General features: G+C 66.6%; 25 protein-coding genes. 12 read left to right on the forward strand and 13 right to left on the reverse strand.

Annotated features, from left to right (window positions below; genetic code table 11):
* Window positions 1-151: 151 nt before the first annotated feature.
* Window positions 152-913 (reverse strand): SDR family NAD(P)-dependent oxidoreductase, encoded by a 762-nt coding sequence (locus EV560_RS07630; RefSeq protein ID WP_131855135.1) that lies wholly within the window; start codon window positions 911-913, stop codon window positions 152-154.
* 99 nt (window positions 914-1,012) lie between these two features.
* On the opposite strand from EV560_RS07630, the gene EV560_RS07635 reads away from it, so the two are divergent.
* The gene (locus tag EV560_RS07635; RefSeq protein WP_131855136.1) at window positions 1,013-1,771 is read left to right on the forward strand and encodes an IclR family transcriptional regulator; all 759 of its coding nucleotides are present in this window, start codon (window positions 1,013-1,015) and stop codon (window positions 1,769-1,771) included.
* Between the two features lie 36 nt (window positions 1,772-1,807).
* Here the strand turns inward: EV560_RS07635 and EV560_RS07640 are convergent, their stop codons facing one another.
* From EV560_RS07640 to EV560_RS07665, 6 genes are all read right to left on the reverse strand, one after another.
* The gene (locus EV560_RS07640) at window positions 1,808-2,869 is read right to left on the reverse strand and encodes an ABC transporter ATP-binding protein (protein WP_131855137.1); all 1,062 of its coding nucleotides are present in this window, start codon (window positions 2,867-2,869) and stop codon (window positions 1,808-1,810) included.
* A 7-nt stretch (window positions 2,870-2,876) separates the two neighbouring features.
* Complete coding sequence (locus tag EV560_RS07645; RefSeq protein ID WP_131855138.1) at window positions 2,877-5,066, reverse strand: ABC transporter permease; 2,190 nt, start codon at window positions 5,064-5,066, stop codon at window positions 2,877-2,879.
* Between the two features lie 27 nt (window positions 5,067-5,093).
* A complete protein-coding gene (locus EV560_RS07650; protein WP_131855139.1) occupies window positions 5,094-6,125 on the reverse strand; it encodes an ABC transporter substrate-binding protein in 1,032 nt (343 codons plus the stop codon).
* Window positions 6,126-6,217: 92 nt separating this feature from the next.
* Window positions 6,218-7,000, reverse strand: coding sequence for an inositol monophosphatase family protein (locus EV560_RS07655; protein ID WP_131855140.1), 783 nt, complete (start codon window positions 6,998-7,000; stop codon window positions 6,218-6,220).
* 2 nt (window positions 7,001-7,002) lie between these two features.
* Window positions 7,003-7,998, reverse strand: a complete 996-nt coding sequence (iolG, locus tag EV560_RS07660; RefSeq protein ID WP_131855498.1) for an inositol 2-dehydrogenase — start codon at window positions 7,996-7,998, stop codon at window positions 7,003-7,005.
* 36 nt (window positions 7,999-8,034) lie between these two features.
* On the reverse strand, window positions 8,035-8,835 hold the full coding sequence (locus EV560_RS07665) for an SDR family oxidoreductase (RefSeq protein ID WP_248311935.1): 801 nt from the start codon (window positions 8,833-8,835) through the stop codon (window positions 8,035-8,037).
* 112 nt (window positions 8,836-8,947) lie between these two features.
* Between EV560_RS07665 and EV560_RS07670 the strand changes: the two genes are divergently transcribed.
* The 6 genes from EV560_RS07670 to EV560_RS07695 are packed head-to-tail and all read left to right on the forward strand — an operon-like array spanning window position 8,948 to window position 15,853.
* Complete coding sequence (locus EV560_RS07670; RefSeq protein WP_131855142.1) at window positions 8,948-9,796, forward strand: MurR/RpiR family transcriptional regulator; 849 nt, start codon at window positions 8,948-8,950, stop codon at window positions 9,794-9,796.
* Window positions 9,789-11,690, forward strand: coding sequence for a bifunctional 5-dehydro-2-deoxygluconokinase/5-dehydro-2-deoxyphosphogluconate aldolase (locus tag EV560_RS07675; protein WP_131855143.1), 1,902 nt, complete (start codon window positions 9,789-9,791; stop codon window positions 11,688-11,690). The genes EV560_RS07670 and EV560_RS07675 overlap by 8 nt, the downstream gene beginning before the upstream one ends.
* A gap of 11 nt (window positions 11,691-11,701) precedes the next feature.
* Entirely contained in the window at window positions 11,702-13,543 is a 1,842-nt protein-coding gene (gene iolD, locus EV560_RS07680) for a 3D-(3,5/4)-trihydroxycyclohexane-1,2-dione acylhydrolase (decyclizing) (protein WP_131855144.1), read from the forward strand.
* Window positions 13,544-13,555: 12 nt separating this feature from the next.
* Complete coding sequence (iolE, locus tag EV560_RS07685; protein WP_131855145.1) at window positions 13,556-14,455, forward strand: myo-inosose-2 dehydratase; 900 nt, start codon at window positions 13,556-13,558, stop codon at window positions 14,453-14,455.
* A 13-nt stretch (window positions 14,456-14,468) separates the two neighbouring features.
* Window positions 14,469-15,272: a 5-deoxy-glucuronate isomerase gene (gene iolB / locus EV560_RS07690; protein ID WP_131855146.1), complete on the forward strand. Its 804-nt coding sequence runs from the start codon at window positions 14,469-14,471 to the stop codon at window positions 15,270-15,272.
* The gene (locus EV560_RS07695) at window positions 15,269-15,853 is read left to right on the forward strand and encodes an NUDIX domain-containing protein (RefSeq protein ID WP_248311936.1); all 585 of its coding nucleotides are present in this window, start codon (window positions 15,269-15,271) and stop codon (window positions 15,851-15,853) included. Before iolB ends, EV560_RS07695 begins: the two co-directional genes overlap by 4 nt.
* Before the next feature lie 12 nt (window positions 15,854-15,865).
* Here the strand turns inward: EV560_RS07695 and EV560_RS07700 are convergent, their stop codons facing one another.
* On the reverse strand, window positions 15,866-16,381 hold the full coding sequence (locus EV560_RS07700) for a 2'-5' RNA ligase family protein (protein ID WP_131855147.1): 516 nt from the start codon (window positions 16,379-16,381) through the stop codon (window positions 15,866-15,868).
* Window positions 16,382-16,521: 140 nt separating this feature from the next.
* On the opposite strand from EV560_RS07700, the gene EV560_RS07705 reads away from it, so the two are divergent.
* From EV560_RS07705 to EV560_RS36010, 4 genes are all read left to right on the forward strand, one after another.
* Entirely contained in the window at window positions 16,522-17,613 is a 1,092-nt protein-coding gene (locus EV560_RS07705; protein ID WP_248311937.1) for an ABC transporter ATP-binding protein, read from the forward strand.
* 15 nt (window positions 17,614-17,628) lie between these two features.
* Window positions 17,629-18,759 carry an ABC transporter substrate-binding protein gene (locus EV560_RS07710; RefSeq protein ID WP_131855149.1) on the forward strand — a complete coding sequence of 377 codons (1,131 nt, stop codon included), beginning with the start codon at window positions 17,629-17,631 and terminating at the stop codon, window positions 18,757-18,759.
* Between the two features lie 154 nt (window positions 18,760-18,913).
* Window positions 18,914-19,750, forward strand: a complete 837-nt coding sequence (locus EV560_RS36005) for an ABC transporter permease (RefSeq protein ID WP_207907965.1) — start codon at window positions 18,914-18,916, stop codon at window positions 19,748-19,750.
* Window positions 19,747-20,562, forward strand: coding sequence for an ABC transporter permease (locus EV560_RS36010; RefSeq protein ID WP_207907966.1), 816 nt, complete (start codon window positions 19,747-19,749; stop codon window positions 20,560-20,562). Before EV560_RS36005 ends, EV560_RS36010 begins: the two co-directional genes overlap by 4 nt.
* Before the next feature lie 63 nt (window positions 20,563-20,625).
* On the opposite strand, the gene EV560_RS07720 is transcribed toward EV560_RS36010, so the two are convergent.
* From EV560_RS07720 to EV560_RS07740, 5 genes are all read right to left on the reverse strand, one after another.
* Window positions 20,626-21,018, reverse strand: a complete 393-nt coding sequence (locus EV560_RS07720) for a hypothetical protein (RefSeq protein ID WP_131855151.1) — start codon at window positions 21,016-21,018, stop codon at window positions 20,626-20,628.
* A gap of 231 nt (window positions 21,019-21,249) precedes the next feature.
* The gene (locus EV560_RS07725; RefSeq protein WP_131855152.1) at window positions 21,250-21,435 is read right to left on the reverse strand and encodes a hypothetical protein; all 186 of its coding nucleotides are present in this window, start codon (window positions 21,433-21,435) and stop codon (window positions 21,250-21,252) included.
* Window positions 21,436-21,497: 62 nt separating this feature from the next.
* Complete coding sequence (locus tag EV560_RS07730) at window positions 21,498-22,910, reverse strand: CoA transferase (RefSeq protein WP_165923367.1); 1,413 nt, start codon at window positions 22,908-22,910, stop codon at window positions 21,498-21,500.
* Window positions 22,911-23,065: 155 nt separating this feature from the next.
* Entirely contained in the window at window positions 23,066-24,013 is a 948-nt protein-coding gene (locus EV560_RS07735; protein ID WP_131855154.1) for a tripartite tricarboxylate transporter substrate binding protein, read from the reverse strand.
* A 22-nt stretch (window positions 24,014-24,035) separates the two neighbouring features.
* Window positions 24,036-25,175 (reverse strand): PrpF domain-containing protein, encoded by a 1,140-nt coding sequence (locus EV560_RS07740; RefSeq protein WP_131855155.1) that lies wholly within the window; start codon window positions 25,173-25,175, stop codon window positions 24,036-24,038.
* Window positions 25,176-25,267: 92 nt separating this feature from the next.
* Here EV560_RS07740 and EV560_RS07745 point away from each other — a divergent pair, with 92 nt between their 5' ends.
* Window positions 25,268-26,176: a LysR family transcriptional regulator gene (locus EV560_RS07745; RefSeq protein ID WP_165923368.1), complete on the forward strand. Its 909-nt coding sequence runs from the start codon at window positions 25,268-25,270 to the stop codon at window positions 26,174-26,176.
* Window positions 26,177-26,205: the final 29 nt, after the last annotated feature.

Genomic DNA, 26,205 nt, shown 5'->3' on the forward strand with positions numbered 1-26,205 from the left:
TCCGGCATGCCGCGCAATCTCGGGTGGCGACGGGTTCATGAGCCGACCCTCAGAGCATTTCCGCGTTTCTCCGAATCGCGGAAATGCTCTATCCTTTTGTTTTGATGCATTTTCTTCACGCGAACCGGTCTCCACTTCGCTCGAAAATGCTCTAGATGTGGTACTGGAAGCCATCGACGATCAGCGCCTGGCCGGTGATGAAACACGGTTTCGAATTGGCCAGGAACAGCACGGTTTGCGCGACATCCTCGGGCTTGCCCATGCGCCGCAGGGAAATGCCGGCTTCCGCGAGGGCCGCGCCACGCTCGCGTGTCAGCGTATTGCCGAGTTCGGTCTCGATGACGCCGGGACAGACCGCATTGACCAGGATCGAGGGGCCGAGCTCCTTGGCCAGAGCCTTGGTCATGCCGATGATGCCGGCCTTGGCGGAGGCATAGGCAAAGCGGCTGACCGCCGCCGTGACGCCGCCGCTATGGGCGTTGAGCGAGGACATCGAGATGATGCGGCCGCCGCCCTGCTCGAGCATGACCGGCGCCACGGCGCGAATATAGTTGAAGCAGCTCTTCAGGTTGATCGCGAGGGTCCGATCGAACTCCTCCTCGGAGATCTCGAGGATGCCCTTCGGCATCGAGCGCCCGGCATTGTTCACGAGCACGTCGATCTGACCGAACTGCGCGACGACCTTCCGAGCGATGTCCTGAGCGTCGACGAAGGAGGAGACGTCCGCCTCGAAGGTCATGACCTCCCGGCCGAGCTCGCGGATTTCCCCGGCCGTGCGATCGAGTTCCGGACGGAGCAGGTCGACGAGCGCGATATCGAAGCCGGCGCCGGCCAATGCCTTTGCGCAGGCGCGGCCGATGCCGCGCGCGCCACCGGTCACGATCGCTACGGAGCGTTGATCAGATGCTGCCATGATACGAATTCACCCCGCAAAGCGTCTTGAATTCCAGCCGATTAAGGGGAAGCGTATCGGCGGCTAAATTGTCCGGCAAGCTGGATTGGGTTCACATATATGAATACCGAGGTGAAGTCGGCGGCGCGTATGCTCGATTTGCTGGAGTATCTCGCCGGCTGCCCGGAACCCGTGCGATTAAAGGAAATCGTCGCCGCCCTGGGCTTTCCCAAGAGCAGCGCGCATGCACTGGCGCAGACCCTGGTCTCGCGCGGCTATGCCATCCAGGACGCGGCGGAGCGCTACGTGCTGGTTCATGCCAGCCGGCACCGCTCGGCCACGCGGGCGAATGAGGCGCGCCTGCTATCGGCGGCGCATCCGATCATGGAGCAACTGCGCGACAGGTCCGGGGAAACGGCCATCCTCGTCGTGCGCACGACGCGCGGAGAAACGAAGCGGCTTGCCAAATGCGTCAGCCGGCAGGCCATCAGATTCGACATCGAGCTCGACGGCCAGAGCGAATCCTATTGCACGGCGACGGGCAGGCTGCTGCTGGCCCATTGGGACAGTGCGCAGGCGAACGCCTATCTGGCGCGGGTTCCGCTGATTGCGCGCACGCCCAGGACCGTCGTCGAGCCCGATGCGATCCGTGAGATCTTCAGGTCGATCCGCGAGACGGGCGTGTCGATCTGCGACGAAGAGCATGTGATCGGATCGACCGGCCTGGCGGCCCCGATCCGCGGACGGGACGGTACGGTGGTCGCCGCGCTGAATCTCGGGGTCGTCACCACGCGCTATCGCGAGCGGAGCGTGGACCTGATCGAGATGCTCAGGGACGCCGCAGGTCAGATCAGCAAGCGGCTTGGCTTCGACGGCTAAAGCATTCTCGAGCGGAGCGGAAATCGAGTCGATCGGTCAAGGCACGAGAACGATGCCGGTATCCGCGAAGGCGAGCCGGATGGCGTCGCCGGCCGTGGGCAGGTGCTCGTTATGCGGACTGATCACGAAAAGCTCGCCGACGGGCGTGTCCACGATCAGGTCGACATGGTTGCCGAGATAGGAACTCTTGCGGATCGTTCCCGGCAGGGCATTTTCCGGCCCCGAGCGCGTCACCAGCAGACTGTGCGGGCGGATCGCGATCTTGGCCGCACCGGCCGGGAGCCCGCGCGACGGCAGGCTCAGCCGCGCCGGCCCGAGCGCGACCTCGGCGCGCCCATCCGCGACGGCGGTGATCGTGACATCCAGCAGATTGGCGTCGCCGATGAAATCGGCCACGAATGCGTCGGCGGGGGCCTCGTAGAGCTCGCGCGGCGTGCCTTGCTGCGCGACGCGCGCATTGGACATCACGATGATCCTGTCGGAAACGGCGAGCGCCTCCTCCTGGTCATGGGTGACATAGGCGACCGTCAGGTTCAGGGCCTGCTGCAGGTCACGGATCTCCTGCCGCACCCTGCGCCGAAGCTTGGCGTCGAGATTCGAGAGCGGCTCGTCGAAGAGCAGGACCTGGGGCTCCAGCACGAGCGCGCGTGCCACCGCCACGCGCTGCTGCTGGCCGCCGGACAGCTCGGACGGATAGCGCTTCTCGAATCCTTTCAGCCCGACCAGCGCGAGCTTCTCCAGGGCCATCTCCTGCGCCTGCGCTTTCGACAAGCCCTTCACGGTCGGGCCGTAAGCGGCGTTCTCCAGCACGCTCATATGCGGGAACAGGGCATAGGACTGGAACACCATGCTGACGTCGCGATCGGCCGCCGACAGGCGCGTCACGTCCTTGCCGCCGATCAGGACCTGGCCTTCGCTGGCGATCTCGAGCCCGGCGATCATGCGCAGCGTCGTGGTCTTGCCGCAGCCGGAGGGGCCGAGCAGCGTGACGAGTTGCCCGGCCTCGATGGTGAAGCTGACATCGTCCACCGCCGTGACCGCGCCGTAGCGCATGCTGACATGGCGGAACTCGACGGAGGCGGGTCCTGCTTTGGGCATGGCGGCGTCAGGTCCTACTTGGAGAGGGTTCGGCGGCCGAACTCGCCAGCGCGACGTGCCGGCGGCCGAGCTTGCGTTCGCCCACGCCGAGCTGGATCAGCGCGATGCCGGCCGCCATGACGACGATCAGCACCGAGGAATAGGCGATAGCCAGGCCGAATTCCCCGGCCTCGACGCGCCCGACGATATAGGCCGTGGCGAGATTGTACTCGGCCGAGACGAGGAAGATGACGGCGCTGACCGAGGTGATGCTGCGCACGAAACTATAGACCAGCGCGGCAACCAAGGCCGGCTTCAGCAGGGGCAGCACGACGCGGCGCAAGGTGGTGAAGCTGCGGGCGCGCAGCGTCGCCGACGCCTCGTCGAGGCTCTTGTCGATCTGGGCGAGGCCGGCAATGCCCGAGCGCACGCCGACAGGCATGTTGCGGAAGACGAAGGCGAGCACCAGGATCAGCCCCGTGCCGGTGATCTCGACCGGCGGCACGTTGAAGGCGAGGATATAGGCGACGCCGAGCACCGTCCCGGGAATGGCGAAGCTGAGCATCGTCGTGAACTCGAGCAGCCGCCTTCCGGCGAAATGCTGGCGCGTCAGCAGATAGGCGGTGAGCAGCCCGATCAGCGCAGTCAGCGGCGCCGAGATCGCGGCGACCTTCAGCGTCGTGAACAGCGAGGGCCAGGCGGCACCCTCGAAATAGAGCCCGTGGCTGAAATCGATCGCGAAGCCGGTGCGGTAGTGCTCCAGCGTCGGCGTGTGGTCGCGGCCCATCGTCTTGACGAAGCCGCCGACCAGGATGACCGCATAGATCACCGCGGTCAGCAGCACCCAGGGCACGATCACGATCGCCGAGAGCACCGTCGCAGAGGTCGGCAGCTTGGCCGGGAGGCCGGAATCGCCCTTGCCGGAGACGGTCGTGTAGGATCGCGAGCCGAGCCAGCCCTGCTGGACCCAGAAGGCGCCGAGCGTGAAGACGAGGAGCACGATCGCCAGCACGGCGGCCTGCCCCTGGTTATGCGCCGCGCCGACGACGGCGAAGAAGATCTTGGTCGAGAGCACCTCGAAATTGCCGCCGAGCACGAGCGGGTTGCCGAAATCGGCCATGCTCTCGACGAAACCGAGCAGGAAGGCATTGGCGAGCCCGGGCCTGAGCAGCGGCCAGGTCACCGTGCGGAAGGTGGTCCAGCGCTTGGCGCCGAGGGTCTGGGCCGCCTCCTCCAGGCTCGGCGCGATGCCCTGGACCACGCCCATCAGCACGAGGAAGGCGATCGGCGCGAAGGCGAGCACCTGCGCCAGCAGGACGCCGGGAAGTCCGTAGATCCAGCGCGAGCGGGGAATGCCGAACCAATCCGCCATCAGGCCGGTGACGGCGCCGGAACGCCCGAACAGCAGGATGAGCGCGAGGCCGATGACGAAGGGCGGCGTGATGATCGGCAGCACCGTCATCGCGCGCATCAGCCGCTTGCCGGGCATGCCGGTGCGCAGAACCAGCAGCGCGCAGGCGAGCCCGAGCAGAGTGGTGATGACCCCGGTCAGCACGGCGAGGATCAGCGTATTCCAGGCGACGCCGCAATTCGTGCCGGCACTGATGCAGCCGAGGCCCCAGATCGTCGGGGAGAACAGGCGCTCGACGAAATCAGCGAGAGCGAGCGCGCCGTTCTGGTCGATGAGCGCGCTGCGCAGGATCGTCGCGACCGGGAAGAAGATGAAGAGGCCAATCAGCAGCACCACGACGCCAATGGTCGAGGTGGTGAAGATGTCGCCGCGACAGACGCCGCGATAGGCGAGACCGTGGCACATCAGCAGCAGCAGCGAGAACAGCGTCAGCAGCGCGCCGAAGCCCATGCCCGGCTGCGACTGGCCGGCACCGCCCAGCAGGGCCGCCAGCCAGGGGATCCCCTGCTCGGGCAGCGTCACCGCAAAGCCCTGCGCGAAGAAGGCGACAAGGCCGAGGAGGCCGATCCAGACCAGGGCCCGCCCGGTGCCGGCCGTCTCCGCGCGCCCGGAGAGCAGGGTGGCGACGACGAGCGCGAGACCGATCGGCATCAGCCAGGGCGAGGCTCCGGAGAGCACGAGCGCGAGCGCCGTGCCGGCCCGCCCGAACGGGTAGCCGGCGAGGCCCCATCCCTCCGGCAGATACCAGGGGATGAGCGCGTAGCCGAGCCAGCCGGCCAGCAGGGCGAGCCGTGTCGAGGGACGCATGGGCCTTCTCTCCGAAGCGGACGCGTCTTACTTCGGCAGCGCCTTGATCTCCTTGTCCCACTTGGTCAGCAGGCGCGTGCGCTCGGCCGAGGAGCCGTATTTGACGAAGTCGTAGTTGATCAGCTTCATCTCCGACATCTTCGGAGCCTGCGCCGGCACGGGTGCATTCTTGTTCGACGGCACCTGGTAGGATTTGGCCGGAGCGCCGAGCGCCTGCGCCGCCGGGGTCAGCGCCCAGTCGTAGAATTTCTTGGCGTTGTCGAGATTGCGTGCGCCCTTGATGATCGACATCGAGCCGATCTCGTAGCCGGTGCCCTCGCAGGGCGCGACCGGCTTGATCGGATCGCCCTGGACGGCGAAGACGACGGCGTCATGGATGAAGACGATGCCGACGGCCGTCTCGCCCAGGCTCGCGGCCTTGGCCGGCGCAGCGCCCGACTTGGTGTACTGGCTGACATTCTTGTGCAGGGCCTTGAGATAGTCGAAGCCCTTGTCCTCGCCCATCAGCTGCACGACCGTCGCGAGCAGCGTATAGGCGGTGCCGGACGAGTTCGGGTCGGCGACCTGGACGTCGTCCTTCAGCTTGGCGTCGAGCAGGTCGGCCCAGCATTTCGGCTCGGCCAGGCCCTTGGCCTTGATCTGCTGGGTGTTGAAGCCGAAGCCGAGGGCGCCGGCATAGATGCCGATCGCGCGCTGCTTCGCCGCCTTCCATTGCGACAGGGACCAGTCCTGCAGGTCCTTGTTGTTGGGCGACTCGTATTCCAGGGTCAGCCCTTCCTCGGCTGCCTGCAGATGCGGATCGCCGGTGCCGCCCCACCAGATGTCGCCGCGCGGGTTCGACGCTTCCGCCTTGACCTGGGCATAGACCTCGCCGGCCGATTTGCGGGTCATCGCGACCTTGATGCCGGTCTCCTTCTCGAAGGCGGTCGACATGGCGCGGCACCATTCCTCCTGGACGCCGCAATACATGACGAGCGAGCCCTGCGCCGAGGCCGGGACGGATGTGAATGCTGCGGCTGTGGCGAGTACGCCGGCGCCGAGCCAGGTTTTGAACTGCATGACTACCTCCCTGATACGAGAACTTTGCGTTCTTCGGTCTTGTCCCAGACAGTGGAACCACCACCGTCTTTGAGCAATAGGTCTATCGTCGGCTAAGAAATCCCCGTGATCTCGCGCAGCTGGGCCGCCAGCGCCGGCGTGGAGCAGAGGATCGGATTGCCCTTGCTGATGCCCTCGCCGGCAAAGAAGTCGTTGATCGATGCGCCCGCCTCGCCGGCGATGACGATCCCGGCGGCGACATCCCAGGCGTTGATGTGCAGCTCGGCATAGGCGTCGGTGCGCCCGTTCGCGACATGGCAGAGCCCGAGCGTGCCCGAGCCCGAGCGCTTCATCGAGCAACCTGCGGCCTGGCCGCGCTGGAGGACGGCAAGATAGTGCTCGAAGGGAACGCGGGTGGACCAGCCGAGCTCGACATAGGCGCGCTTGAGGTCATCGGCGCCGGAGACCGAGATCGGCCGCCCGTTCAGCGTCACGCCCTCGCCGCGCTGGGCGACGTAGAATTCGTTGAGCGCCGGGGCGGCCACGATCCCGATCGTGGGGACGCGGTTCAGCAGGAAACCGATCGAGATGCACCAGTTGCGGTCGCCGCGGGCGAAATTCGCGGTGCCGTCGATCGGATCGATGATCCAGACCGCGTCGCTCGCCTGACCGCCGCCTTCCTCTCCGATCACCGCGTCGCTCGGGAAGAGCACGGCGAGGCGCTGGCGCAGGAAATCCTCGACGGCGCCGTCGGCGACAGTCAGCCAGTCCTGGGCGCCCTTCATGGTGACGCCGAGGCTGTCCTGCTTTCCGAAATAGTCGAGCGCCATCCGCCCCGCCTCGTTGACGAGGCCCTGGACGGCATAGCGCCGCAATGCGAGCTCAGCCGGCGTCATGGTCAGGCGGCCTCGATGGCGACCGGCTTGCCGGTGCGCGCGGATTGCGTGGCGGCGTCGGCGAGGAGCTGGGCCTTGAGCCCGTCGAGGCCGCTCGGCGACGGCGCAGCCTTGCCGGAACAGGCCGCGATGAACGCGTCGAGCTCGGCCCGATAGGCGGCGGCATAGCGCTCCAGGAAGAAGTTCTGGACCGGGTCGGCGCGGAAGCCCTTGCCCGTCGCGATCTCGACCGTCGTCTCGTGGATATTGCCGGCGCGCAGCATACCCTGCGAGCCATGGACCTCGATGCGCTGGTCGTAGCCATAGGTCGCGCGGCGCGAGTTGGAGATCTGGGCGATGCGTCCGCTCGCCGTCTTCATCAGGACGGCGGCAGTGTCGACGTCGCCGGCCTCGCCGATCGCCTTGTCGACCAGCGAAGAGCCGAGCGCGAAGACTTCGACCGGCTCCTCGGCGAGGAGGAAGCGCGCCATGTCGAAATCATGGATCATCATGTCGCGGAACAGGCCGCCCGAGCGCTTCACGTAGTCGACCGGCGGCGGGCCGGGATCGCGCGAGATCACGCTGACGATCTCGATCTCGCCGGCCTCGCCCTGCCGCAGCCGCTTCTCGAGCGCGGCGAAATTGGGGTCGAAACGGCGGTTGAAGCCGATCATCAGCGGCTTGCCGGACTTGGCCACCACATCGAGGCAGCGACGGATGCGGGCCGCGTCGAGATCGACCGGCTTCTCGCAGAACACCGCCTTGCCGGCGGAGACGGCGGCCTCGATCAGGTCGGCATGAGTATCGGTCGGCGTGCAGATCAGCACGGCGTCGATACCGGCATCGCCCAGGATGGCGTCCGTATCGGCCGTCTTCGCGCCCGTGGCCTGGGCCAGGGAGGCCGCGGCCTCGGCGGAAGCGTCCGCCACCGCGACGAGCCGCGCATCGCCGCGCTGGGCGACATTGAGCCCGTGGATGCGCCCGATCCTGCCGGCGCCGAGAAGTCCAAATCGCATCACCATATCCGTGTCCGTCTTCGTCTCGTCGCGGCGCCGTCAATCATGGGCGCCAAGGATCGTCTGGTCGAAATCGATATTCGCGCCGGTCAGCAGCCCGGATTCCCCGGATGCGAGATAGGCGACGGCCTTGGCCACCTCGCGCGGGTCGACGAGCCGGCCGAAGGGCTGGCCCTTGACCGCCTCTTCGAGCCAGCCATCCTGCGCGCCATGGCGCAGCCGCATGATCGCGTCCTCGCCCGGCGTCGCCATCCAGCCGATATTGAGCCCATTGACCCGGATCCGGTCGGAGAGCAGCCCGTAGGCGGCATTGCGCGTCAGCGTGGCGAGCGCGCCTTTCGAGACGCTGTAGGCGGCGAGGAAGGGCTGGCCGCCATGCGCCGACATCGACTGGATGTTGACGATCGCGCCGGCGATGCCGAGCCGCTTCATCAGCGTCACCGCGTCCTGGATCAGGAAGAACGGTGCGGTCAGGTTGACCGCCATGATCCGGTTGTAGAGGTCCGGCGTCGTGTCGAAGATCGTGCCGCGGTCGGTATCGCCAGCGGCATTGACGAGGATATCGAGACGCCCGAATGCGCGCTCGGCTGCCGGCACGATGGCGCGGACCGAGTCGAGTTCGGCGAGATCGGCCCGGTGGAAGACGGCGCGGCAGCCTTGCGCCGACAGGTCCGCTGCGACAGACTCGCCGCGCTCCCGATTCCGGCCGGTCACGACGATGCCGGCAAGTCCGCGGGCTGCGAATTCGCGCGCGATCGCCTCGCCGAGGCCTTGCGTACCACCGGTGACGACGGCGATTTTGCCGCCGAGATCTCGGTCAAAGGGGGCCGTCTCAGGCAAGTCGCTCCGCTCCCGGGTCGAAATGATACATTCGTTTTGTTCTTCTTGACTAATGGAACAAACATTCCATTCTCTGCGCCGCCAAGTCAAGGCGGGAGAGCCGTTCACCCTCATGTCGCAAGTGTTGTCCCCGGAGCAGGTCAGGCCCGACTATGAGGGCTTCGTCGCGCGGCTGCGCGACCGGGCCGAGGCGCTGCCCAAGCGGTTGCGGCAGGTCGCCGATTTTGCGCTCGCCCATCCCGACGACATGGCGCTGCATACAGCCGCGCAGGTGGCCCAGCAGGCCGGTGTCCAGGCCTCCACGCTCGTGCGCTTCGCGCAGGCGCTTGATTTCTCCGGCTTCAGCGAGCTGCAGCAGGTCTTTCGCACCCGCCTGCGCCAGCAGTTCCCCGATTATCGCGAGCGCATCGAGACCTTGCGTGACGAGGGCGCGGCCGGACCGGACATGGCGCGCGTGCTGCTCGACGGTTTCGTCGCGGCGAGCCGCAAATCGTTGACTCAGCTCGAATCCGGGATCGTCCACGCCGATATCGACCGCGCCACCGATCTGCTCGCGGGGGCGCAGAGCATCGTGCTCGTCGGCGCCCGGCGCATGTTCCCGGTCGTCTCCTATCTCGCCTACGCTTTCGGCAAGCTCGGCATCCGCGCCATCCTGGTCGACCATGTTGCCGGGCTCGGAGCGGAGCAGGCCGCCGTGGCGCGGAAAGACGATGTCATGCTCGTCGTCAGCTGCGCCCCCTATACGCCGGCAACCATCGACATCGCGGCCGACGCGCATCGGCGCGGGGTTCCCGTGATCTCCCTGACCGACGGCCCGCTCAGCCCGCTCGCCCAGAACTGCCGCCTTTGGCTCGAAGTGCGCGAGGCGGATTACGGCGCCTTCCGCTCGATGGCCGCCACCTTCGCCCTCGCCATGACGCTGGCCGTGGGCACCGCCGAGAAAGTGCAGACCGATGGCTGAACCGACGCTCGACCTGATCTCGATCGGCCGCTCCTCGGTCGATCTCTACGGCCAGCAGATCGGCGGCCGGCTCGAGGACATGGCGAGCTTCTCCAAGGCGGTCGGCGGCTGCCCGACCAATATCGCGATCGGCACCGCGCGGCTCGGCCTGAAATCGTCGGTGATCACGCGCGTCGGCGACGAGCAGATGGGCCGCTTCATCCTCGAGCAGCTGCAGCGCGAAGGCGTCGACATATCGGGCGTCGTCGTCGATCCGAAGCGCCTGACATCGCTCGTCATCCTCGGCGTGCGCGACGAGAAGACGTTTCCGCTGATCTTCTACCGCACCGACTGCGCCGACGCGGCGCTCGACGAGAGCGAGATCGACGAGGGCTTCATCGCCTCGGCCCGCGCGGTCGTGGTCACCGGCACGCATTTCGCCATTGCCAATGCGGCCAAGGCCCAGCGCAGGGCGATCGCGCTGGCGCGCAAGCATGGCCGCAAGGTCGTCTTCGACGTCGACTATCGCCCTAATCTCTGGGGCCTCGCCGGCCATGGGGCAGGTGAGGAGCGCTATATCCGCTCGGACACCGTTACCGGCCATCTCCAGGCCATCCTGCCGGATTGCGATCTCGTCGTCGGCACGGAGGAGGAACTGCACGCCGCCGGCGGCAGCGAGGACACGCTCGCCGCCATCCGCAACATCCGGGCGCTCAGCGCGGCAACGATCGTCTGCAAGCGCGGGCCGATGGGCTGCGTGGTCTTTCCCGGTGCGATCCCGGATTCGCTGGAAGCGGGCATCAAGGGACCGGGCTTCCCCGTCGAGGTCTATAACGTGCTTGGCGCGGGCGACGCCTTCATGTCCGGCTTCCTGCGCGGCTGGCTGCGCGAGGAGCCGATCGAGACCTGCTGCGCCTGGGCCAATGCCTGCGGCGCCTTCGCCGTCTCGCGACTACTCTGCTCGCCGGAAAGCCCGACCTTCACCGAGCTCCAGTATTTCCTCGAGCATGGCTCGCCGCATCGCGCACTCCGGCACGATGTCGACATCAACCACATCCATTGGGCGACGACCCGGCGTCCGCAATCCGACACGCTGCTGGCGCTCGCCATCGACCATCGCGCGCAGATCGAGGCGATGGCGGACGAGGCCGGCGTCCCGCATGAGCGTATCGCGGCCTTCAAGCGGCTGGCGGTCGAGGCCGCGGCCCGTGTCGCCAAGGGCGCTCCGGGCTTCGGCATGCTGCTCGACGGGCGGCATGGCCGCGAGGCGCTGTTCCGGGCTGGCGATCACCGTTTCTGGGTGGCGCGACCGCTGGAAGTGCCGGGCTCGCGCCCGCTCGCGCTGGAGACCGACACGGACGGCTCGCTCGGCTCGGCGCTGAACGAATGGCCGGTCGACCATGTCGTGAAATGCCTGTGCTTCTATCATCCCGATGACGACGCGGCGCTGAAAGCCGTGCAGGAGGCGACGCTGAAGCGCGTCGCGCTGGCCTGCCGTCAGGTCGGGCGGGAACTGCTCGTCGAGATCATCTGCTCCAAGCACGGCCCGGTCGGTGACGACACCATGGCGCAGGTCATGCGCCGGCTCTACGCGATCGGGATCAAGCCCGACTGGTGGAAGCTCGAGGGACAGCCGAGCGCGGCGGCCTGGGCCGCGGTCGATGCCGCCATCGCCGAGAACGATCCCCATTGCCGCGGCGTCGTGCTGCTGGGGCTCGACGCGCCGCTCAACCAGCTGGAAGATGCATTCCGGCTGGCGCAGGGTGCGGCCAGCGTGAAGGGCTTTGCCGTGGGTCGCTCGATCTTCGGCGATGCGGCGCGCGACTGGCTCGCCGGGCGGATTGACGACGAGGCCGCGACCGCTGCGATGGCGGAGCGCTTCGGCCGCCTGGTCGAGACCTGGCGGCGCGGCTGAGGAAACGGACGATGGCAACCATCCGACTCACCATGGCGCAGGCGCTCGTCGCCGCGATGGCGGCGCAGAAGACGCTCGTCGGCGGACGGGAGGAGCCGCTCTTCGCCGGTGTCTGGGCGATCTTCGGCCATGGCAATGTCGCCGGGCTCGGCGAGGCACTGCATGCTGTCCGTGACCGGCTGCCGACCCTGCGCGCCCATAACGAGCAGGCGATGGCACATGCGGCCATCGCCTTCGCCAAGGCTTCGCGGCGGCGGCGGATGATGGCGGTGACGAGTTCGATCGGCCCCGGCGCGACCAACATGGTGACAGCGGCCGCCGTAGCCCATGTCAACCGCCTGCCGCTGCTGCTGCTGCCGGGCGATGTCTTCGCCGGGCGCCGGCCCGACCCGGTGCTGCAGCAGATCGAGGATTTTGGCGACGGCACCGTCTCAGCCAATGACTGTTTCCGGCCCGTCTCGCGCTATTTCGACCGCATCACCCGGCCGGAGCAACTGATCCCGGCCTTCGAGCGGGCCATGCAGGTGCTGACCGACCCGGCCGAATGCGGTCCGGTGACGCTCGCGCTCTGCCAGGACGTGCAGACGGAGGCCTATGATTATCCCGAGGACTTCTTCGCGGAACGGCTCTGGCAGCCGCGCCGGCCCCGGCCGGACGAGACCGAACTGAACGATGCGGTCGCGCTGCTCAAGGCTGCGAAACGCCCGCTCGTCATCGCCGGCGGCGGGGTGCTCTACAGCGAGGCGGAGGCCGAGCTGGCGGCCTTCTGCGCCGCTCATGGCATTCCCGGGGCGGAGACGCAGGCCGGCAAGAGCGCCCTGCCCCACGACCACGCGCTCAATCTCGGCGCCATCGGCGTAACCGGCACCGGCGCTGCCAACGAGGCGGCGCGGCAGGCCGATCTCGTGCTCGCCATCGGCACGCGGCTCCAGGATTTCACCACCGGCTCGCGTGCGCTCTTCGCGGATCCCGCCTGCCGGATCATCGGCCTGAACACGCAAGGCTTCGATGCCGGCAAGCATCGCGCCCAGCCCGTGGTCGCCGACGCCAAGGCCGGGCTCGCCGAACTTTCCGCGGCCCTCGCCGGCTGGAAGGCGCCTGCGGCCTGGAGCGCGGAGGCCGAAACCGGCCGCGCCAATTGGCTCGCAACCGCCGTGCGCTACACGGCGGCCGGAAACGAGGCCCTGCCGAGCGACGCCCAGGTGATCGGCGCGGTGCAGCGCCAGAGCCGGCAAAGCGATGTCGTGCTTTGCGCCGCCGGCGGGCTGCCCGGCGAACTCCACAAGCTCTGGCAGCCGGGCGCGCCCGGCGGTTACCACATGGAATACGGCTATTCCTGCATGGGCTACGAGATCGCCGGCGGTCTCGGCGCCAAGCTCGCCGATCCGGCGCGAGAGGTCGTCGTCATGGTCGGCGACGGCTCCTACCTGATGATGAACTCGGAGATCGCGACCTCGGTGATGCTGGGCGTGAAGCTGACGATCGTCGTGCTCGACAATCGCGGCTTCGGCTGCATCAACCGCCTGCAGAACGCGACGGGCGGGGCTTCCTTCAACAACCTGCTGCGCGACGCCCGCCACGAAACCTTGCCCGAGATCGACTTTGCCGCCCATGCGGGCGCGATGGGCGCGCTCGCGCGCAAGGTCGAGAGCATCGCCGAGCTGGAGACCGCCCTGGCCGAGGCGCGCAACCATGAGCGTACCAGCGTCATCGTGATCGACACCGACCCGATGCGCTCGACCGATGCCGGCGGGCATTGGTGGGAGGTCGCGGTGCCGGAAGTATCCGGACGTGACGAGGTTCGCGCGGCACGCAGCCGCTATGACGAGGCGCTGGCGCGCCGCGACAACTGAGACGAGGACGACATGCCCATCCGTATCGGCGCCAACCCTATCGGCTGGTCGAATGATGACCTCCAGGAGATCGGCGGTGCGACACCGCTGGAAGCCTGCCTTGCCGAGGCCCGGGAGGCCGGGTTCGAAGGCATGGAGCTCGGCCACAAGTTCCCGCGCGAGCCGAATGCGCTGAAGGCTGCGCTCGCACCCTTCGGCATGGCCTGCATATCCGGCTGGTATTCCGCCGAATTGCTGCGCCGCGACGCCGATGAGGAGATGAAGCACCTGCGGCCGCATCTCGACCTGCTGAAGGCGATGGGATCGCCCGTTCTGGTCTTCGCCGAGACCTCGAACGCCATCCATGGTGACCGGACGAAGCCGCTGTCGCAGCGGCCGCTGATGCAGGCCGGTGACTGGGCCGAGTTCGGGCGGCGCATCACCGAAGTGGCCGAGCGGACGCTCGCCGAGGGCGTGCGGCTGGTCTACCACCACCATATGGGCACGATCGTCGAGAGCGAGGCCGATATCGACGCCTTCATGGCGGCGACGGGCGAGCCGGCGCATCTTCTGCTCGATACCGGCCATGCCACCTGGGGCGGGGCCGATCCGGCTGCCTTGGCGCGGCGCTATCGTGCCCGGATCAGCCATGTCCATGCCAAGGATGTGCGCCGCCCGGTGATGGAGCAGGCGCGCCGCGAGGGCTGGAGCTTCCTCGACGCCGTGCTCGGCCAGGGCGCGGAGCTCGGCGTCTACACAGTGCCGGGCGACGGCATGGTCGATTATCCCGCCGTCTTCCGCGAGCTGCCCGGCTATTCCGGCTGGGTCGTCGTCGAGGCCGAGCAGGATCCGGAGAAGGCGCATCCGCTGACATACGCAAAGAAGGGCGTCGCCCATCTCAAGCAGAGCCTGAAGGAGGCGGGGCTCGCCTGAACCCCGAACCACCATGTCCAAGCTTCTGGTCAAGCCGAGCGCTCCCGATACGCAGGGGCGCATTCACAATGTCACGCCCGCCAATGCCGGCTGGAGCCATGTCGGCTTCGCCCTTCATCGGCTCGCCGACGGGCAGAGCCTCGCCCGCGAGACCGAGGATCGCGAGCATTGCCTTGTCCTGCTCTCAGGCAAGGTTTCGGCCATGTCGGGCGGCGAGGATTTCGGCACGATCGGCGGGCGCGCCTCGCCCTTCGAGCCCGATCCCTGGTCGCTCTACGTGCCGGCTGGCTCGCAATGGTCGATCACGGCCAAGGGTCCGTGCGAGGTTGCGATCTGCTCGGCCCCCGGCACCGCCGGTTCGCGACCGGCGCGCGTGATCGCGCCGCAGGATGTCGGCAGCCTGACGCGCGGACAGGGCAGCAATACCCGCCATGTCCGCAACATCCTGCCGGAGACCGAGCCGGCGGACGGGCTGTTGGTGGTCGAGGTCGTCACGCCGGCCGGCTGCTGGTCGAGCTACCCGCCGCACAAGCATGACGAGGACCGGCTGCCGGCGGAGTCGCAGCTCGAAGAGACCTATTATCACCGCCTGCACCCGCCGCAGGGCTTCGGCTTCCAGCGCGTCTATACCGATGACGGCTCGCTGGACGAGACCTTCGCCTTCAAGGACGGCGATGTCGTGCTCGTGCCCAGGGGTTATCACCCGGTCGGCGCGCCGCATGGCTATGACCTGTACTATCTCAACGTCATGGCGGGGCCGAAGCGCGTCTGGAAATTCCATAACGACCCCGCACATGAGTGGATGCTGGGCGCTTGACCCTTCCGTCGAGCCAGCCTGCGCCTGAGGACGACGCCACCGGGGACGACATCACCACGGTCTCGAGCCGGGTCGCCTACGAGAACCGCTGGATGCGCGTTCGCGAAGACGAAACCCGCCTGCGCGATGGCACGGCCGGCCTCTACGGCTTTGTCGAGAAGGCGGATTTCGTCATCATCGCGCCGATCGACCGCGGCCTCGTCCATCTCGTCCAGCAGTTCCGCTATCCCATCCGCTCGCGGCAATGGGAGTTTCCGCAGGGAAGCTGGGAAGCCTCTCCGGATATCGATCCCGTGGAGGTGGCGCGGGGCGAACTGGCGGAGGAGACCGGGCTTCGCGCCGGGCGCATCGAGGAGGCGGGCCGCCTCTACCCGCTCTATGGGACGGTGACGCAGAGCTTCCGCATCTTCCTCGCCTCCGAGCTTTCACCCGGCGAGGCCAGGCTCGAGCATTCCGAGCAGGATCTCGTCTCGGCATCGGTGCCATTGGCCGAGTTCGAGCGCATGATCGTGGAGGGCTCGATCAGGGACGCCGGCACCGTCGCCGCCTTCGGGCTCCTGCGCCTCAAGGGACTGGTCTGACGCCGATCCCCATCAGAGCCGCTTCAGCGGAGCCGTCGCCAGGATCGACCAGTCGGCAATCGGGACGTCCTGGCCCGACCTGACCACGCAGATCCTGTCGAAGCCGATCGCGCGGCCCGCGAGCCGCTGCCCGAACTCCGCGGCGGCAGGCGCCTTCACATCCGCTTCCAAATTTCCATAGAGCAGCGACACATGCGGCATGAACGGATCGGCCGCGTGCGGGTCGAGGCCGCGCTTCAGCGTCGCCAGCGGGGCTGAGACCGCGAAACGCGCATAGAAGGCCCGGAAAAAGGCTTCGGTGGTCTCGATCGCGCTGATCGGCTCGGCGAAGGCGGGCACTTGGCTCGCTGCCGCCGCGATATCCTCGGCGAGTTTATTAGCCGGGACATCCGTATCGCCCCTGAGCGTCAGATGGGGCGTGAAAACCGGCGTGCCGAAGCGTCCCGCGAGCTCCCTGACCAGCGACGAAAGGAAGGCTTCGTCGTCGTTTTTTGGCATCAGCCAGATAGATCTCACGTCGGTCGGCATGGCTTCACAAATCTGTTGCAAGAGCGCGCTACGGGTCGTTATGTTTATTCCAAGCCGGTCACGGAATGGAAGAACAATTCCATTCTGGAAAAATTAGAGCGGCATGGAGGGGACGGATCGTGCAGGCGGAAACGCAAGGCGTGTCATGCGTCGGCGCGGCCATCCAGGTGCGCGACCTGCACGTTTCCTATGGCGGCACGCCGGTCCTGCACGGGGTCAGCCTCGACTTCGCTCCCGGCACCTTCACCGCTCTGCTGGGCTCCTCCGGCTGCGGCAAGACCACCCTGCTGCGTTCGCTTTGCGGCTTCGTGCCGGTGAGCTCCGGCTCGATCGTGGTCGGAGACCGCGATGTCGCGCCGCTGCCGCCTGAGAAGCGCGGCATGGCGATGGTGTTCCAGTCCTATGCGCTCTGGCCGCACATGACCGTGCTGCAGAATATGGGCTACGGGCTGAAGCTGCGCGGCATCTCCAGGGCCGAGATCTCGGCGAAAGTAGCGTCCCTGCTCGCGATGCTCGGCCTCAGCGGCTACGAGGAGCGCAAGGTCACCGCGCTCTCGGGCGGGCAGCGCCAGCGCGTCGCGCTCGGCCGGGCCTTGGCAGTCGATCCCGGCATCCTGCTGCTCGACGAGCCGCTGTCCAATCTCGACGCCAAGATCCGCATGGTGATGCGCCACGAGATCCGCGCCATCCAGCAGCGGCTCGGCGTCACCGCCATCCACGTCACGCATGATCGCGAGGAGGCCATGACCATGGCCGACCGACTCGTCATCATGCAGGCGGGGCGGATCGCCCAGGTCGGCACGCCGGAGGAGGTCTATGACCGGCCGGCGAGCGCCTTCGTCGCCAATTTCATGGGCGCCGAGAATGTGCTGCCTGTTCAGGTCACCCGCACGGGCGGTGGGACCGCGGTTCGCGCCGGCACGGCTGTCGCCCAGCTGTCCGACGATGCCGCTTCGGCGCTGCCGGCAGGCGAGGCCGTGGCCTATTTCCGTGACGATGTCGCCAGCCTCGACGCGCCCGACGCGGCGCCGCAGGGCGACCTCCTCGTGCCCGGGCGCATCGCCGCCCGCAGCTATCCCGGCGGCCTCTACCGCTATCGCATCGAAGCCGCCGGCCGGCAGATCACCGTCGACGATGCCGCTCGCCACGAACCGGGCGCGGCGGTCGGCCTGCGCATCCCGGTGCAACGCCTTCACCTCTTCCCGGCGGCCGAGGCCGCCATTGCTGCCTGACAAGGAGCCAGACCCATGCGCATTCTCTCCATTGCCTGTTCTCTCGCTGCCTTGATCGCAGCATCGCCGCTCGCGGCGCAGACCCTGAACGTCGCCACCGCCGGCGACCAGAACATGGTCGACTACGTCAAGGACTATCTCGGCCCGATGTTCGAGAAGTCGCATCCCGGCGTGAAGGTCGTCTCGGTCGGCACCGGCCCCGGCGATGCCGGCTCGCAGAAGATCTACGAGAAGCTCGACGCCCAGAAGGCCGGCAACGCAACCGATTTCGACGTCGTCGTCATCCACCAGAAGGCCGCCGGCACGATGGTGAAGGAAGGCCTCCTCGCCAAGTACACCGACAAGGTCGAGACCGCGAAGATGGTCTCCAGCGAAGCAGCCAAGAACTCGCTCGGCTCGGACGTCTCGGGCTTCGTCATCCCGATGTTCCAGTCGCAGACCGCGCTCGCCTACAATGCCGACCTGCTGAAGACGCCGCCGAACACCTTCGCCGAGCTGAAGGACTGGGTCGCGAAGAACCCGAAGCAGTTCGGCTATAACGGCATCAAGGGCGGCATGTCCGGCGTCGCCTTCGTCACCGGCTGGGTCTATGCCTTCGGCGGCGATGCCGACAAGCTGATCAAGGGCCCCTATGATCCGGCCGTGAAGGCTGGCTGGGACAAGGCTCTCGGCGAGCTCAAGGACTTCAACAAGAACGTCGTGATCACCCCCGGCAATGCCGGCACGCTCGACATGCTCAACCGCGGCGAGATCGCCATGGGCCCGGTCTGGGTCGACATGTTCTACTCCTGGCAGGCCGACGGCAAGCTGCCGCCGAACATGAAGCTCAAGCTCGCCGCGCCCGGCATGCCCGGGCAGCCGATGTACTACGCCGTGCCGGACAAGACCGCGAACCGCAAGCTCGCCGAGGAGTTCATCGCGCTCGCCACCAGCCCGCAGGTCCAGGCCGACGGCATCGTCAAGAAGTTCAACTGGTATCCGGGCATCGACGCCAAGAACCTCGAAGGCAAGCTCGACCAGGCCGCCTGGAACAAGCTCTTCACCGACATCACCCCGGCCGACCTCTCCGCGAAGGCGAAGTCGTTCCCGATCGCGCCCTATTTCAACGACATCCTCGAGAGCTACGAGAAGAAGGTCGCGAACTGAGGCCCGCCCTGCGGGATGGCGCTCGCCATCCCGCTCAAGGCTGAGTGAATCATCGGGACCCATGCCTGACCGGTTCAGGCATGGGTCCCGCATCGTCGTCGCTGCCCCGATCTGCCGGGGAATGACGCCCGACCATGCCGAGAAGCGCCCGAACATGAGCCTCTCCCAACGCCAGCTCGCTCTGCTGCTGATCGCGCCCGGCCTCGCGCTCGTCGGAGCGCTGTTCCTCTACCCGCTGTGCTTCTCGCTCATCTCTGCCTTTACCGGCCCCGGTGGCGGCTTCTCGTTGCAGGCCTTCGCCAAGGCCTATGAGCTCTATTCCGGGGACATTCTCTTCACGATCCTCATCGTCGTGACCTCCTGCGCGCTGACCGCGCTGGCGGCGATCGCCATCGCCGGCACGCTGACGCTCGGCGAAAGCCGCTGGGTGGTGGGGACCCTGAAGGCGCTCTATCGCTGGCCGCTGTTCATCCCCTTCATCGTCGCGGCGCAATGCATGCGCACTTTCCTCGCCAAGAACGGGCTGATGAACAACACCTTCGTCTCGATGGGCCTGATGGAGCCGCTGCAGGCGATGAGCTTTCTCGACTGGCGCGGGATCATCATCACCTTCGTCTGGAAGCAGACCCCGTTCGTCGCGCTGCTGCTCGCCGGCGCGCTCGCCTCGATCGACCGGGCGACGCTGGAGGCGGGGCGCAATCTCGGCGCTTCGCGCCTGCGCGTGCTGATCGAGCTGGCGCTGCCACAGGTGATGCCGACGCTGCTCGTCGCACTCGTCCTCTCCTTCGTGACGATGCTCTCGGTGCTCTCGGTGCCGATGATGGTGGCCGGCTCGCAGCCGACCATGCTGACCGTCGACATGGCCTTCCGGATCAATGCCTATGGCGACTACGCCACAGCGAACGCGCTCGGCGTCATCACCTATCTGATCAGCGCTGGCGCCGCGATCATCTATCTCAGGCACGGCATGGCCAAGGAGAACGCGCCGTGAGCCATGTCGTCTCCTGGCTACGCGCCGCGCTGGCGGGCCTGCTTCTCGCGGGTTTCGCCTTCGTGCTGATCGGCCCGCTCGCCAATCTGGCGCTGTGGTCGGTGGCCGAGCGCTGGTACACGCCCTACAAGCTGCCGGTCACCTACGGCACGCGCTACTGGGAGCAGGTCTTCCGGCCGACGGGCGACGCCATGGCCTCGCTCGGGACCTCGGTCTGGATCGCGGTGCTGACCGTCGTCGTCGCGCTCGCGCTCTCGGTGCCGGCCGGCTACGCGCTGGCGCGGCTGAAGCTGCCGATGCGCGCCCTGTTCATGATCGTGTTCCTGCTGCCGCAGGCTTTCCCGTCGGTCGCGATCTACATCAACGTCGCCCGGATCTTCTACAATCTCGGCATCAACGGCACTGTGCTCGGCGTCGTGCTGGTCCATGCCGCCCACGGTCTGGTCTATTCGGTCTGGATCGCGGCCGCGGCCTTCGCGGCCGTCGACAAGGATCTCGAGCTGGCCGCCCGCAATATCGGCGCCTCCGGCCTGCGCACCTTCTTCACGGTGACGTTGCCGCTCGCAGCTCCGGGCATCATCGCGAGCGGCATCTTCGTCTTCCTGGAATCGCTCGACGAGTTCACCGGCACATTCTTCGTCGGCGTGCCGCAGGTCACGACCTTGCCGCTGCTGCTCTACAATGCGGCGCAGGGCGGCAACTACCAGGTCGCCTCGATCACGGCGCTGATCCTGCTCGTGCCCTCCGTGCTGTTCATGCTGTTCATCGAGCGCTTCCTGCGCGCCGACGTCCTGGCCAAAGTCGGGGCGTGATGCCGCACTCCCGCAAAGCGCGCGTTGGTCAAGGCGCAGGACTGGCCCGCGAAAACGACGGCTTCAATAGTAATATCGTGGTCCGTAGAAGCGCGGACCATAATAGCCACGATAGCCAGCGTAATAGCGCGGTGCGTAGTAAACCGGCCGCGCATAGTAGCGCGGAGCGTAATAAACCCGCGGCCGGTAATAGCCATAGGCATAAGCCGGATAGCCATACCCATAGGCCGGATAGCCATACCCATAATAGCCATAGGCGGGAGCCGTTGCCGCAGCGGTGATCAAGCCGCCCAGCAGGGCTCCGCCGACGAGCCCGGCCGCAACGGCTCCGCCGCCATAGCCATAATAGCCGCCGCGGTATCCCCAACCGCCACCACGCCAATATTGCGCGTTGGCCGCACCGATACCGCCGGTCATGATCAGAGCGGCGGTGGCCATGGTTGCGAGTTTCCTCATGACAACCTCCACCAATTGCTGTGACGCTGCAGGACAAGGCCAGTTCCGAAGCACGATCATTCGCGTGCCGGCCTATGCAGGTCCGCTTCCGGCATCCGCGAGCGAAGCGCTGCCTTTGGCCGGCTCTCCAACGCCAACCGTCTTCCTCGGCAGGAATTTACACCCCATCGCGATCTGGCGCCACGTCTACCCACGCGGAGAAGCGGCCTGCGACATCGGGCTCCGCGTGTTTCAGCCCGCGTCGCCCCGCTTTTTCAGGAGCTCGTTGAGCCGGTCCTGCTTATCGTTGATCAGAGCGGCCAGGCGCTCCTCCTGTCCGGCGCCTGATGCGGCTGCAGCCTGTTCGGTCAGGTCGGAAATTTCCCTGCGCAAGAGCGCAATCTGATCGTCCAGCGCTTCGTGGTTGCCACTGGCCATGACCGGCTCCTCCATCCTTCGTTGCGTGGATGTCGCCTTCTGCGTTTCGCACCAGATTGAGCTTATTGTCGCGGAACCGATGACTGCCAGCAAGCAGGATCGGCGCCTAATCGAGGTGTCGCCCGGATCAATCTTGGCGGAGTTGCCGAAAGCGCCGCCGCGGGCGAGATACCGCCGAGCCGACCTCCTTCCGCGGATCGCTGGTAGCAATAGAATGAAGGGTCCGGAGGTTTGCCGGCCGCCGTGAGCCCGGTTTCCAGCCGGCCCAACCCGCGTAGCCAGGCGGCGGTGCGAGCGAGCGAGACCTCGACGAGCCAACTGCCCCCCTCGCGATGACGGTGGTCGAGCGCGATCATAGCCCCCAGAGCCATTAACTGGCCCGAAGCGTGATCGAGGACCTGGCAAGGGAGCTCGCGGGGAATCCCGTCCCCGGCGGCGAGCATCTCCGCATGGTTGAATCCCGCTGCGGTCTGGACCAGGGAATCGAAGCCGCGCCGGCCAGCCCAGGGACCTTCGCGCCCATAGGCGGAGAGCTGCACATAGACGATTCCGGGCCGCAGCCGCGCCAGCGCTTCGGGGCCGAAGCCACGCCGTTCGAGCGCGCCCGGGCGATAGCTCTGCAGGAAGATATCGGCTTCGGCCGCGAGTTCGCGCAGGCGCGCTGCAGCCGGTGCCATGTCGAGATCGAGATCGGCACTGAATTTCCCGCGATTGGTATCGAGCACGAGCTGCGGGATCGAGGGCAGAGTGTGCGAGCTGATCGCGAGAACCTGCGCGCCATAGGCCGCGAAAGCGCGTCCGCAGACCGGGCCCGCAATGACGCGCGTGAGATCGAGGACGCGCAAGCCGCTGAGAACGCCATTCCCGGCCTGAACGGACAGATCCCGTGGCGCGTCGCCGATGCGCTCGATCCGAACCAGGGGCTCCTGCGCTGCGGCGCGCGCCTGGGGGAGAGCGTCCCATTCGGCGAAGCTGCGAAGGGCGGCGCCGGCCGCGCCGCGGGCGATCACGGCGTCTTCAAGCGATACGGCATCCCAGTCCGCGATCGCTGCGGCAAGGCTCTCGCGGTCCGGCGCCTCGGGCAGCCCCAGAAGGGTCGTCAGCAGGCGCTTATGATGCGGGAAGGTGATGTGCGGCCGGAACCAGCCACCGTCGCGACAGCGGTAAATTCCCGCCAGCGGATCGCGGAAGCCCTTGGCGGCGACGCCATCGATCGAGACGAAGCGCTCGCTCTCGAACTCCGCGACAGCGTGCTGCATCGCGACGGACACGGTCTGCGACTTTCCGGTGCGGCGGCGATACCGCACCGAGGCAGCCAGTCCGAGTGCCGCGATCGTCGCCTGCGCGGCAGCGCCGATCCGGAACGAGGAAGGGAGGCCCGGCTCCTCGCCTGTGAGCCGGACATCGTTCAGGGCATCGGGCTCGCCTCCGACCGAAGACCAGAGATCGGCGAGACTGTCGAAGACCGATTTCATGACCATGCTTCTAGAGTATTTTCGAGCGAAGTGGACACCGGTTCGCGTGAAGAAAAATGCGTCAAAACAAAGGGATAGAGAATTTCCGTGGTTCGGAGAAACGCAGAAATGCTCTAGTAGGGGCCGGAACTGTTCCTCCGGCCGCCTCGTTGGCTTCAGTCGATCAGCTTGAGGGATTTCAGCGTGCCGGTCACCTTCCTGTCCTCATTCGCGAGGAAATCGGCGAACGTGTCGGACGGCATATAGAGGTCGACCCAGCCGCGATCGGCGAGGAGCTTCTGCCAGCGCTCGCTCTTCACCATCTCGCCCAGCGCCTTGTCGAGCCTGACGCGGTCCGTGTCGGAGATGCCGGCGGGAGCGAGAAAGCCGCGCCAGTTCACGAGATCGACGTCGAAGCCCTGTTCCTTCATGGTGGGGACATCGATGCCCGGCAAGCGTGCCGGGGCGGCGATCCCGATCGCGCGCAAGGTCCCCGATTTGATCTGGCCCGCGAATTCGTTGTAACCGCCCGCGCCCGTCGAGATATTGCCGCCCATCACCTGGGCCAGCATCTCGCCGCCAGCCCCCATGACCACATAGTTCATCTTCGAGATGTCGCCGTTGAAGGACTGGACGACGGAGCCGTAAAGCAGATGGTCGCTGCCGCCCGCGGCAAAGCCGCCGAGCGAAAGCGTGGCCGGGTTCTTCTTATAGGCCTCGGCGAAATCGGCCATGTTCTTGATGGGCGAGTTCTTCGCCACGACGATGGTGAGATACTCGCCCGTCATCAGGGCAAGCGGCCTGGTTTGATCCATGCGAACCGGCGACTTGCTGGTCACGATCGAGCCGACCATGCCGATGCCGGTCGCAATCAGATTGACCCCTGCCTTGTTCTTGTTGACGAATTCCGCCAGCCCGAGCGTGCCGCCTGCGCCAGGCCGGTTGCTGACCACGATGGACGTCGCCAGCCGTTCTTCCATGAGCGTGCTCTGCGCGGCGCGCGCGAGCTGGTCATAGCCTCCACCGGGACCGGCCGGAGCAATGATCTCCAAAGAGGTCAGTTCCGCCGCTTGAGCCGCGGCGGCAGCGCATACGAGCGTCAGGGCAGCCAGAAATCGCTTCATGCATTTCCTCCGATTTTCTTGATTAGAGATAGCCGTAGACGGTTCCCGCCATCAGCTTGTTGGCGGTCGAGTAGACGATCGTCCTGTCCGCCCGGGCGATCCCGCCCGTCTGGGAGACGATGGCACCCACGCTCAATACGCCGGACGGGTTCCCGACCCGAACCTCCGGCGCGTTGCGGATTCTGGCCAATTCGGCCGGGACCGTTCCCGCCGACAACGCCGTGGCCGCAAGGCACATCGCCGCCGTCAGAGGCACGGCCTTATGAGCCTTGCCCATCGAGATCATCCTGATTCCGATATCGTAGTCACCTGCGGAGACCGGCGTGCCATCGAGTGCGATATAGTCGGCCGGCGTGCTGACGATTCCGATCTTGGGGCTGGCCTGCGCGGCGGTCTCAACCGTATCTGCCAGCCCCATCCTGACCGCGCCCTGACGTCGCAACGCCTCGAGCAGCCGCATGGCCTCGGTATCGGCATCGATGTCGGAAGGGCTCGCGCCCGGCGCCACGCCGAGATCGGCTGCACGGACGAATACGCATGGCAGCGCCGCATCGGCGAGGCTGACCTCGACCTCGCCTCCCGCGGCTTGCACGACGTCGATCGGTGCGCCCGACCGAAACAGCGGATCTGCCGGCATCAGATATTCGAGGGTGACGCGGCTGCTCGTTCCCGACACTCCCGGCATTTCGAAATCGCCCTCATAGTCGGGCAGACCCTGCACCAGCGAAAAGCGTGAATTGATCAGAAGCCCCGCATTCAGATTTCGCATCCGAACGACCGTCTCGGCCTGATCGAAAGGCTCGAAGAGCCCGGCCTCCAGGGAGAATTGCGCGACCGCGGATGACAGGTTTCCGCAATTGGCGCTGTAGTCGACGAGCGGCGTGTCGACCGAGACCTGTCCGTGCAGATATTCGATATCTGCCTGAGGGTCGCTGGATCTGCGGACGATGATCACTTTCGAGACCGACGAGATGCCGCCACCGAGGCCGTTGAGCTGACGGCCATAGCGGTCCGGGCTGCCCATCACGGAGAGCAGGAAGCGATCTCGCGACGGGCCCGCCGCCGGCAGGGCATCCTCGCGGAAGAATACGCCCTTGCTCGTTCCGCCGCGCATGTAGATCGCAGTTGCGCTGGCCCGTCTGGCTTTGATCGCAGTCGTCATTCGATGGCTCCTGCACTCAGATAACGCCGCGTCTCTCCCGTGGTAAAATATATCTTTCGATGGCCTGTGATCCGATTGTACTATCAATGGCGATGGACTTTCGCCGTCTCCGCTATTTCGTCACCTTGGCCGACGAGCTGCATTTCAGGCGCTCGGCGGAAAAGCTCGGCGTGTCGCAGCCACCGCTTTCGATGGCGATCCAGTCGCTTGAAAGCGAGCTTGGCGTCGCGCTCTTCGAGCGAACGCGCCGGTCCGTTTCGCTTACGGCTGCCGGGCAGCGCTTCCACGCCGATGCGAAGCGGATCCTGGCATCGGTTTCAGAGGCCGCTCTGGCAGCAAGGAGGGCCAGCGAAGGCGAGGTCGGCCAGTTGCGGATCGGGCTGACGCCCTCAGCAGCCTTCAACCGCATCGTGCCCTCGATCCTGCGGACTTACCGGGAGCGCTTCCCGATCGTGGAATTCTCCTTGTCGGAAGCCAACACCCCCGCGCAGATCGAGGCAGTTCATGCCGGCGCGCTCGACGGGGCCTTCGTAAGACCGACCGATATCAGGCTCACCGGCCTGGTTGCGACGACCGTGCTGGAAGAGCCGATGCTGGCGGCGATCCCGTCGCGGCACAGGCTCGCCGGCGCCGAAAGTATCGCCTTGTCGGCCTTGAAGGACGAGGTGATCATCCTGCGCCCACGCCCTATCGGCGCACGACTGGTCGACCGGATCATATCCGCTTGCGAGGGCGCCGGCTTCAGCCCGATCATCGCCCAGCAGGACGCTCCGCAGATGACGTCCATCCTCAGCCTGGTCGCGGCCGATCTCGGGATCACGTTCGTGCCGGCGTCGATGGCCAGCCTCTATACCGACTTCGTCGTCTACAAACGCGTCTCGGACGATGTCCTGCCGCCGGCCCTGCTATCCTTCGTCAGGCAGAAGGAAGCGGCCTCCCCGACGCTTGCACATTTCGAAGCTGTCGTTGCGCAACAGGTTGCCGGCTCCGAGCGGCAATAGGTCTCGAATCGCCCTGCGGGCCCGGCAAG

The organism is Allobosea sp. BK604, from assembly GCF_004341515.1.
GTDB lineage: Bacteria > Pseudomonadota > Alphaproteobacteria > Rhizobiales > Beijerinckiaceae > Allobosea.

Excerpts from the sequence above, each read along its gene's own strand:
- EV560_RS07645 (WP_131855138.1), bottom strand. The coding sequence starts at position 5,066 with ATGCGTCCCTCGACACGGCTCGCCCTGCTGGCCGGCTGGCTCGGCTAC.
- EV560_RS07670 (WP_131855142.1), top strand. The coding sequence starts at position 8,948 with ATGTCGCAAGTGTTGTCCCCGGAGCAGGTCAGGCCCGACTATGAGGGC.
- iolD (WP_131855144.1), top strand. The coding sequence starts at position 11,702 with ATGGCAACCATCCGACTCACCATGGCGCAGGCGCTCGTCGCCGCGATG.
- EV560_RS07745 (WP_165923368.1), top strand. The coding sequence starts at position 25,268 with ATGGACTTTCGCCGTCTCCGCTATTTCGTCACCTTGGCCGACGAGCTG.
- EV560_RS07730 (WP_165923367.1), bottom strand. The coding sequence starts at position 22,910 with ATGAAATCGGTCTTCGACAGTCTCGCCGATCTCTGGTCTTCGGTCGGA.
- EV560_RS07735 (WP_131855154.1), bottom strand. The coding sequence starts at position 24,013 with ATGAAGCGATTTCTGGCTGCCCTGACGCTCGTATGCGCTGCCGCCGCG.
- EV560_RS07650 (WP_131855139.1), bottom strand. The coding sequence starts at position 6,125 with ATGCAGTTCAAAACCTGGCTCGGCGCCGGCGTACTCGCCACAGCCGCA.
- EV560_RS07700 (WP_131855147.1), bottom strand. The coding sequence starts at position 16,381 with ATGCCGACCGACGTGAGATCTATCTGGCTGATGCCAAAAAACGACGAC.
- EV560_RS07720 (WP_131855151.1), bottom strand. The coding sequence starts at position 21,018 with ATGAGGAAACTCGCAACCATGGCCACCGCCGCTCTGATCATGACCGGC.
- EV560_RS07740 (WP_131855155.1), bottom strand. The coding sequence starts at position 25,175 with ATGACGACTGCGATCAAAGCCAGACGGGCCAGCGCAACTGCGATCTAC.
- EV560_RS07725 (WP_131855152.1), bottom strand. The coding sequence starts at position 21,435 with ATGGCCAGTGGCAACCACGAAGCGCTGGACGATCAGATTGCGCTCTTG.
- EV560_RS07675 (WP_131855143.1), top strand. The coding sequence starts at position 9,789 with ATGGCTGAACCGACGCTCGACCTGATCTCGATCGGCCGCTCCTCGGTC.
- EV560_RS36005 (WP_207907965.1), top strand. The coding sequence starts at position 18,914 with ATGAGCCTCTCCCAACGCCAGCTCGCTCTGCTGCTGATCGCGCCCGGC.
- iolE (WP_131855145.1), top strand. The coding sequence starts at position 13,556 with ATGCCCATCCGTATCGGCGCCAACCCTATCGGCTGGTCGAATGATGAC.
- EV560_RS07655 (WP_131855140.1), bottom strand. The coding sequence starts at position 7,000 with ATGACGCCGGCTGAGCTCGCATTGCGGCGCTATGCCGTCCAGGGCCTC.
- EV560_RS07640 (WP_131855137.1), bottom strand. The coding sequence starts at position 2,869 with ATGCCCAAAGCAGGACCCGCCTCCGTCGAGTTCCGCCATGTCAGCATG.
- EV560_RS07710 (WP_131855149.1), top strand. The coding sequence starts at position 17,629 with ATGCGCATTCTCTCCATTGCCTGTTCTCTCGCTGCCTTGATCGCAGCA.
- EV560_RS07630 (WP_131855135.1), bottom strand. The coding sequence starts at position 913 with ATGGCAGCATCTGATCAACGCTCCGTAGCGATCGTGACCGGTGGCGCG.
- EV560_RS07635 (WP_131855136.1), top strand. The coding sequence starts at position 1,013 with ATGAATACCGAGGTGAAGTCGGCGGCGCGTATGCTCGATTTGCTGGAG.
- iolB (WP_131855146.1), top strand. The coding sequence starts at position 14,469 with ATGTCCAAGCTTCTGGTCAAGCCGAGCGCTCCCGATACGCAGGGGCGC.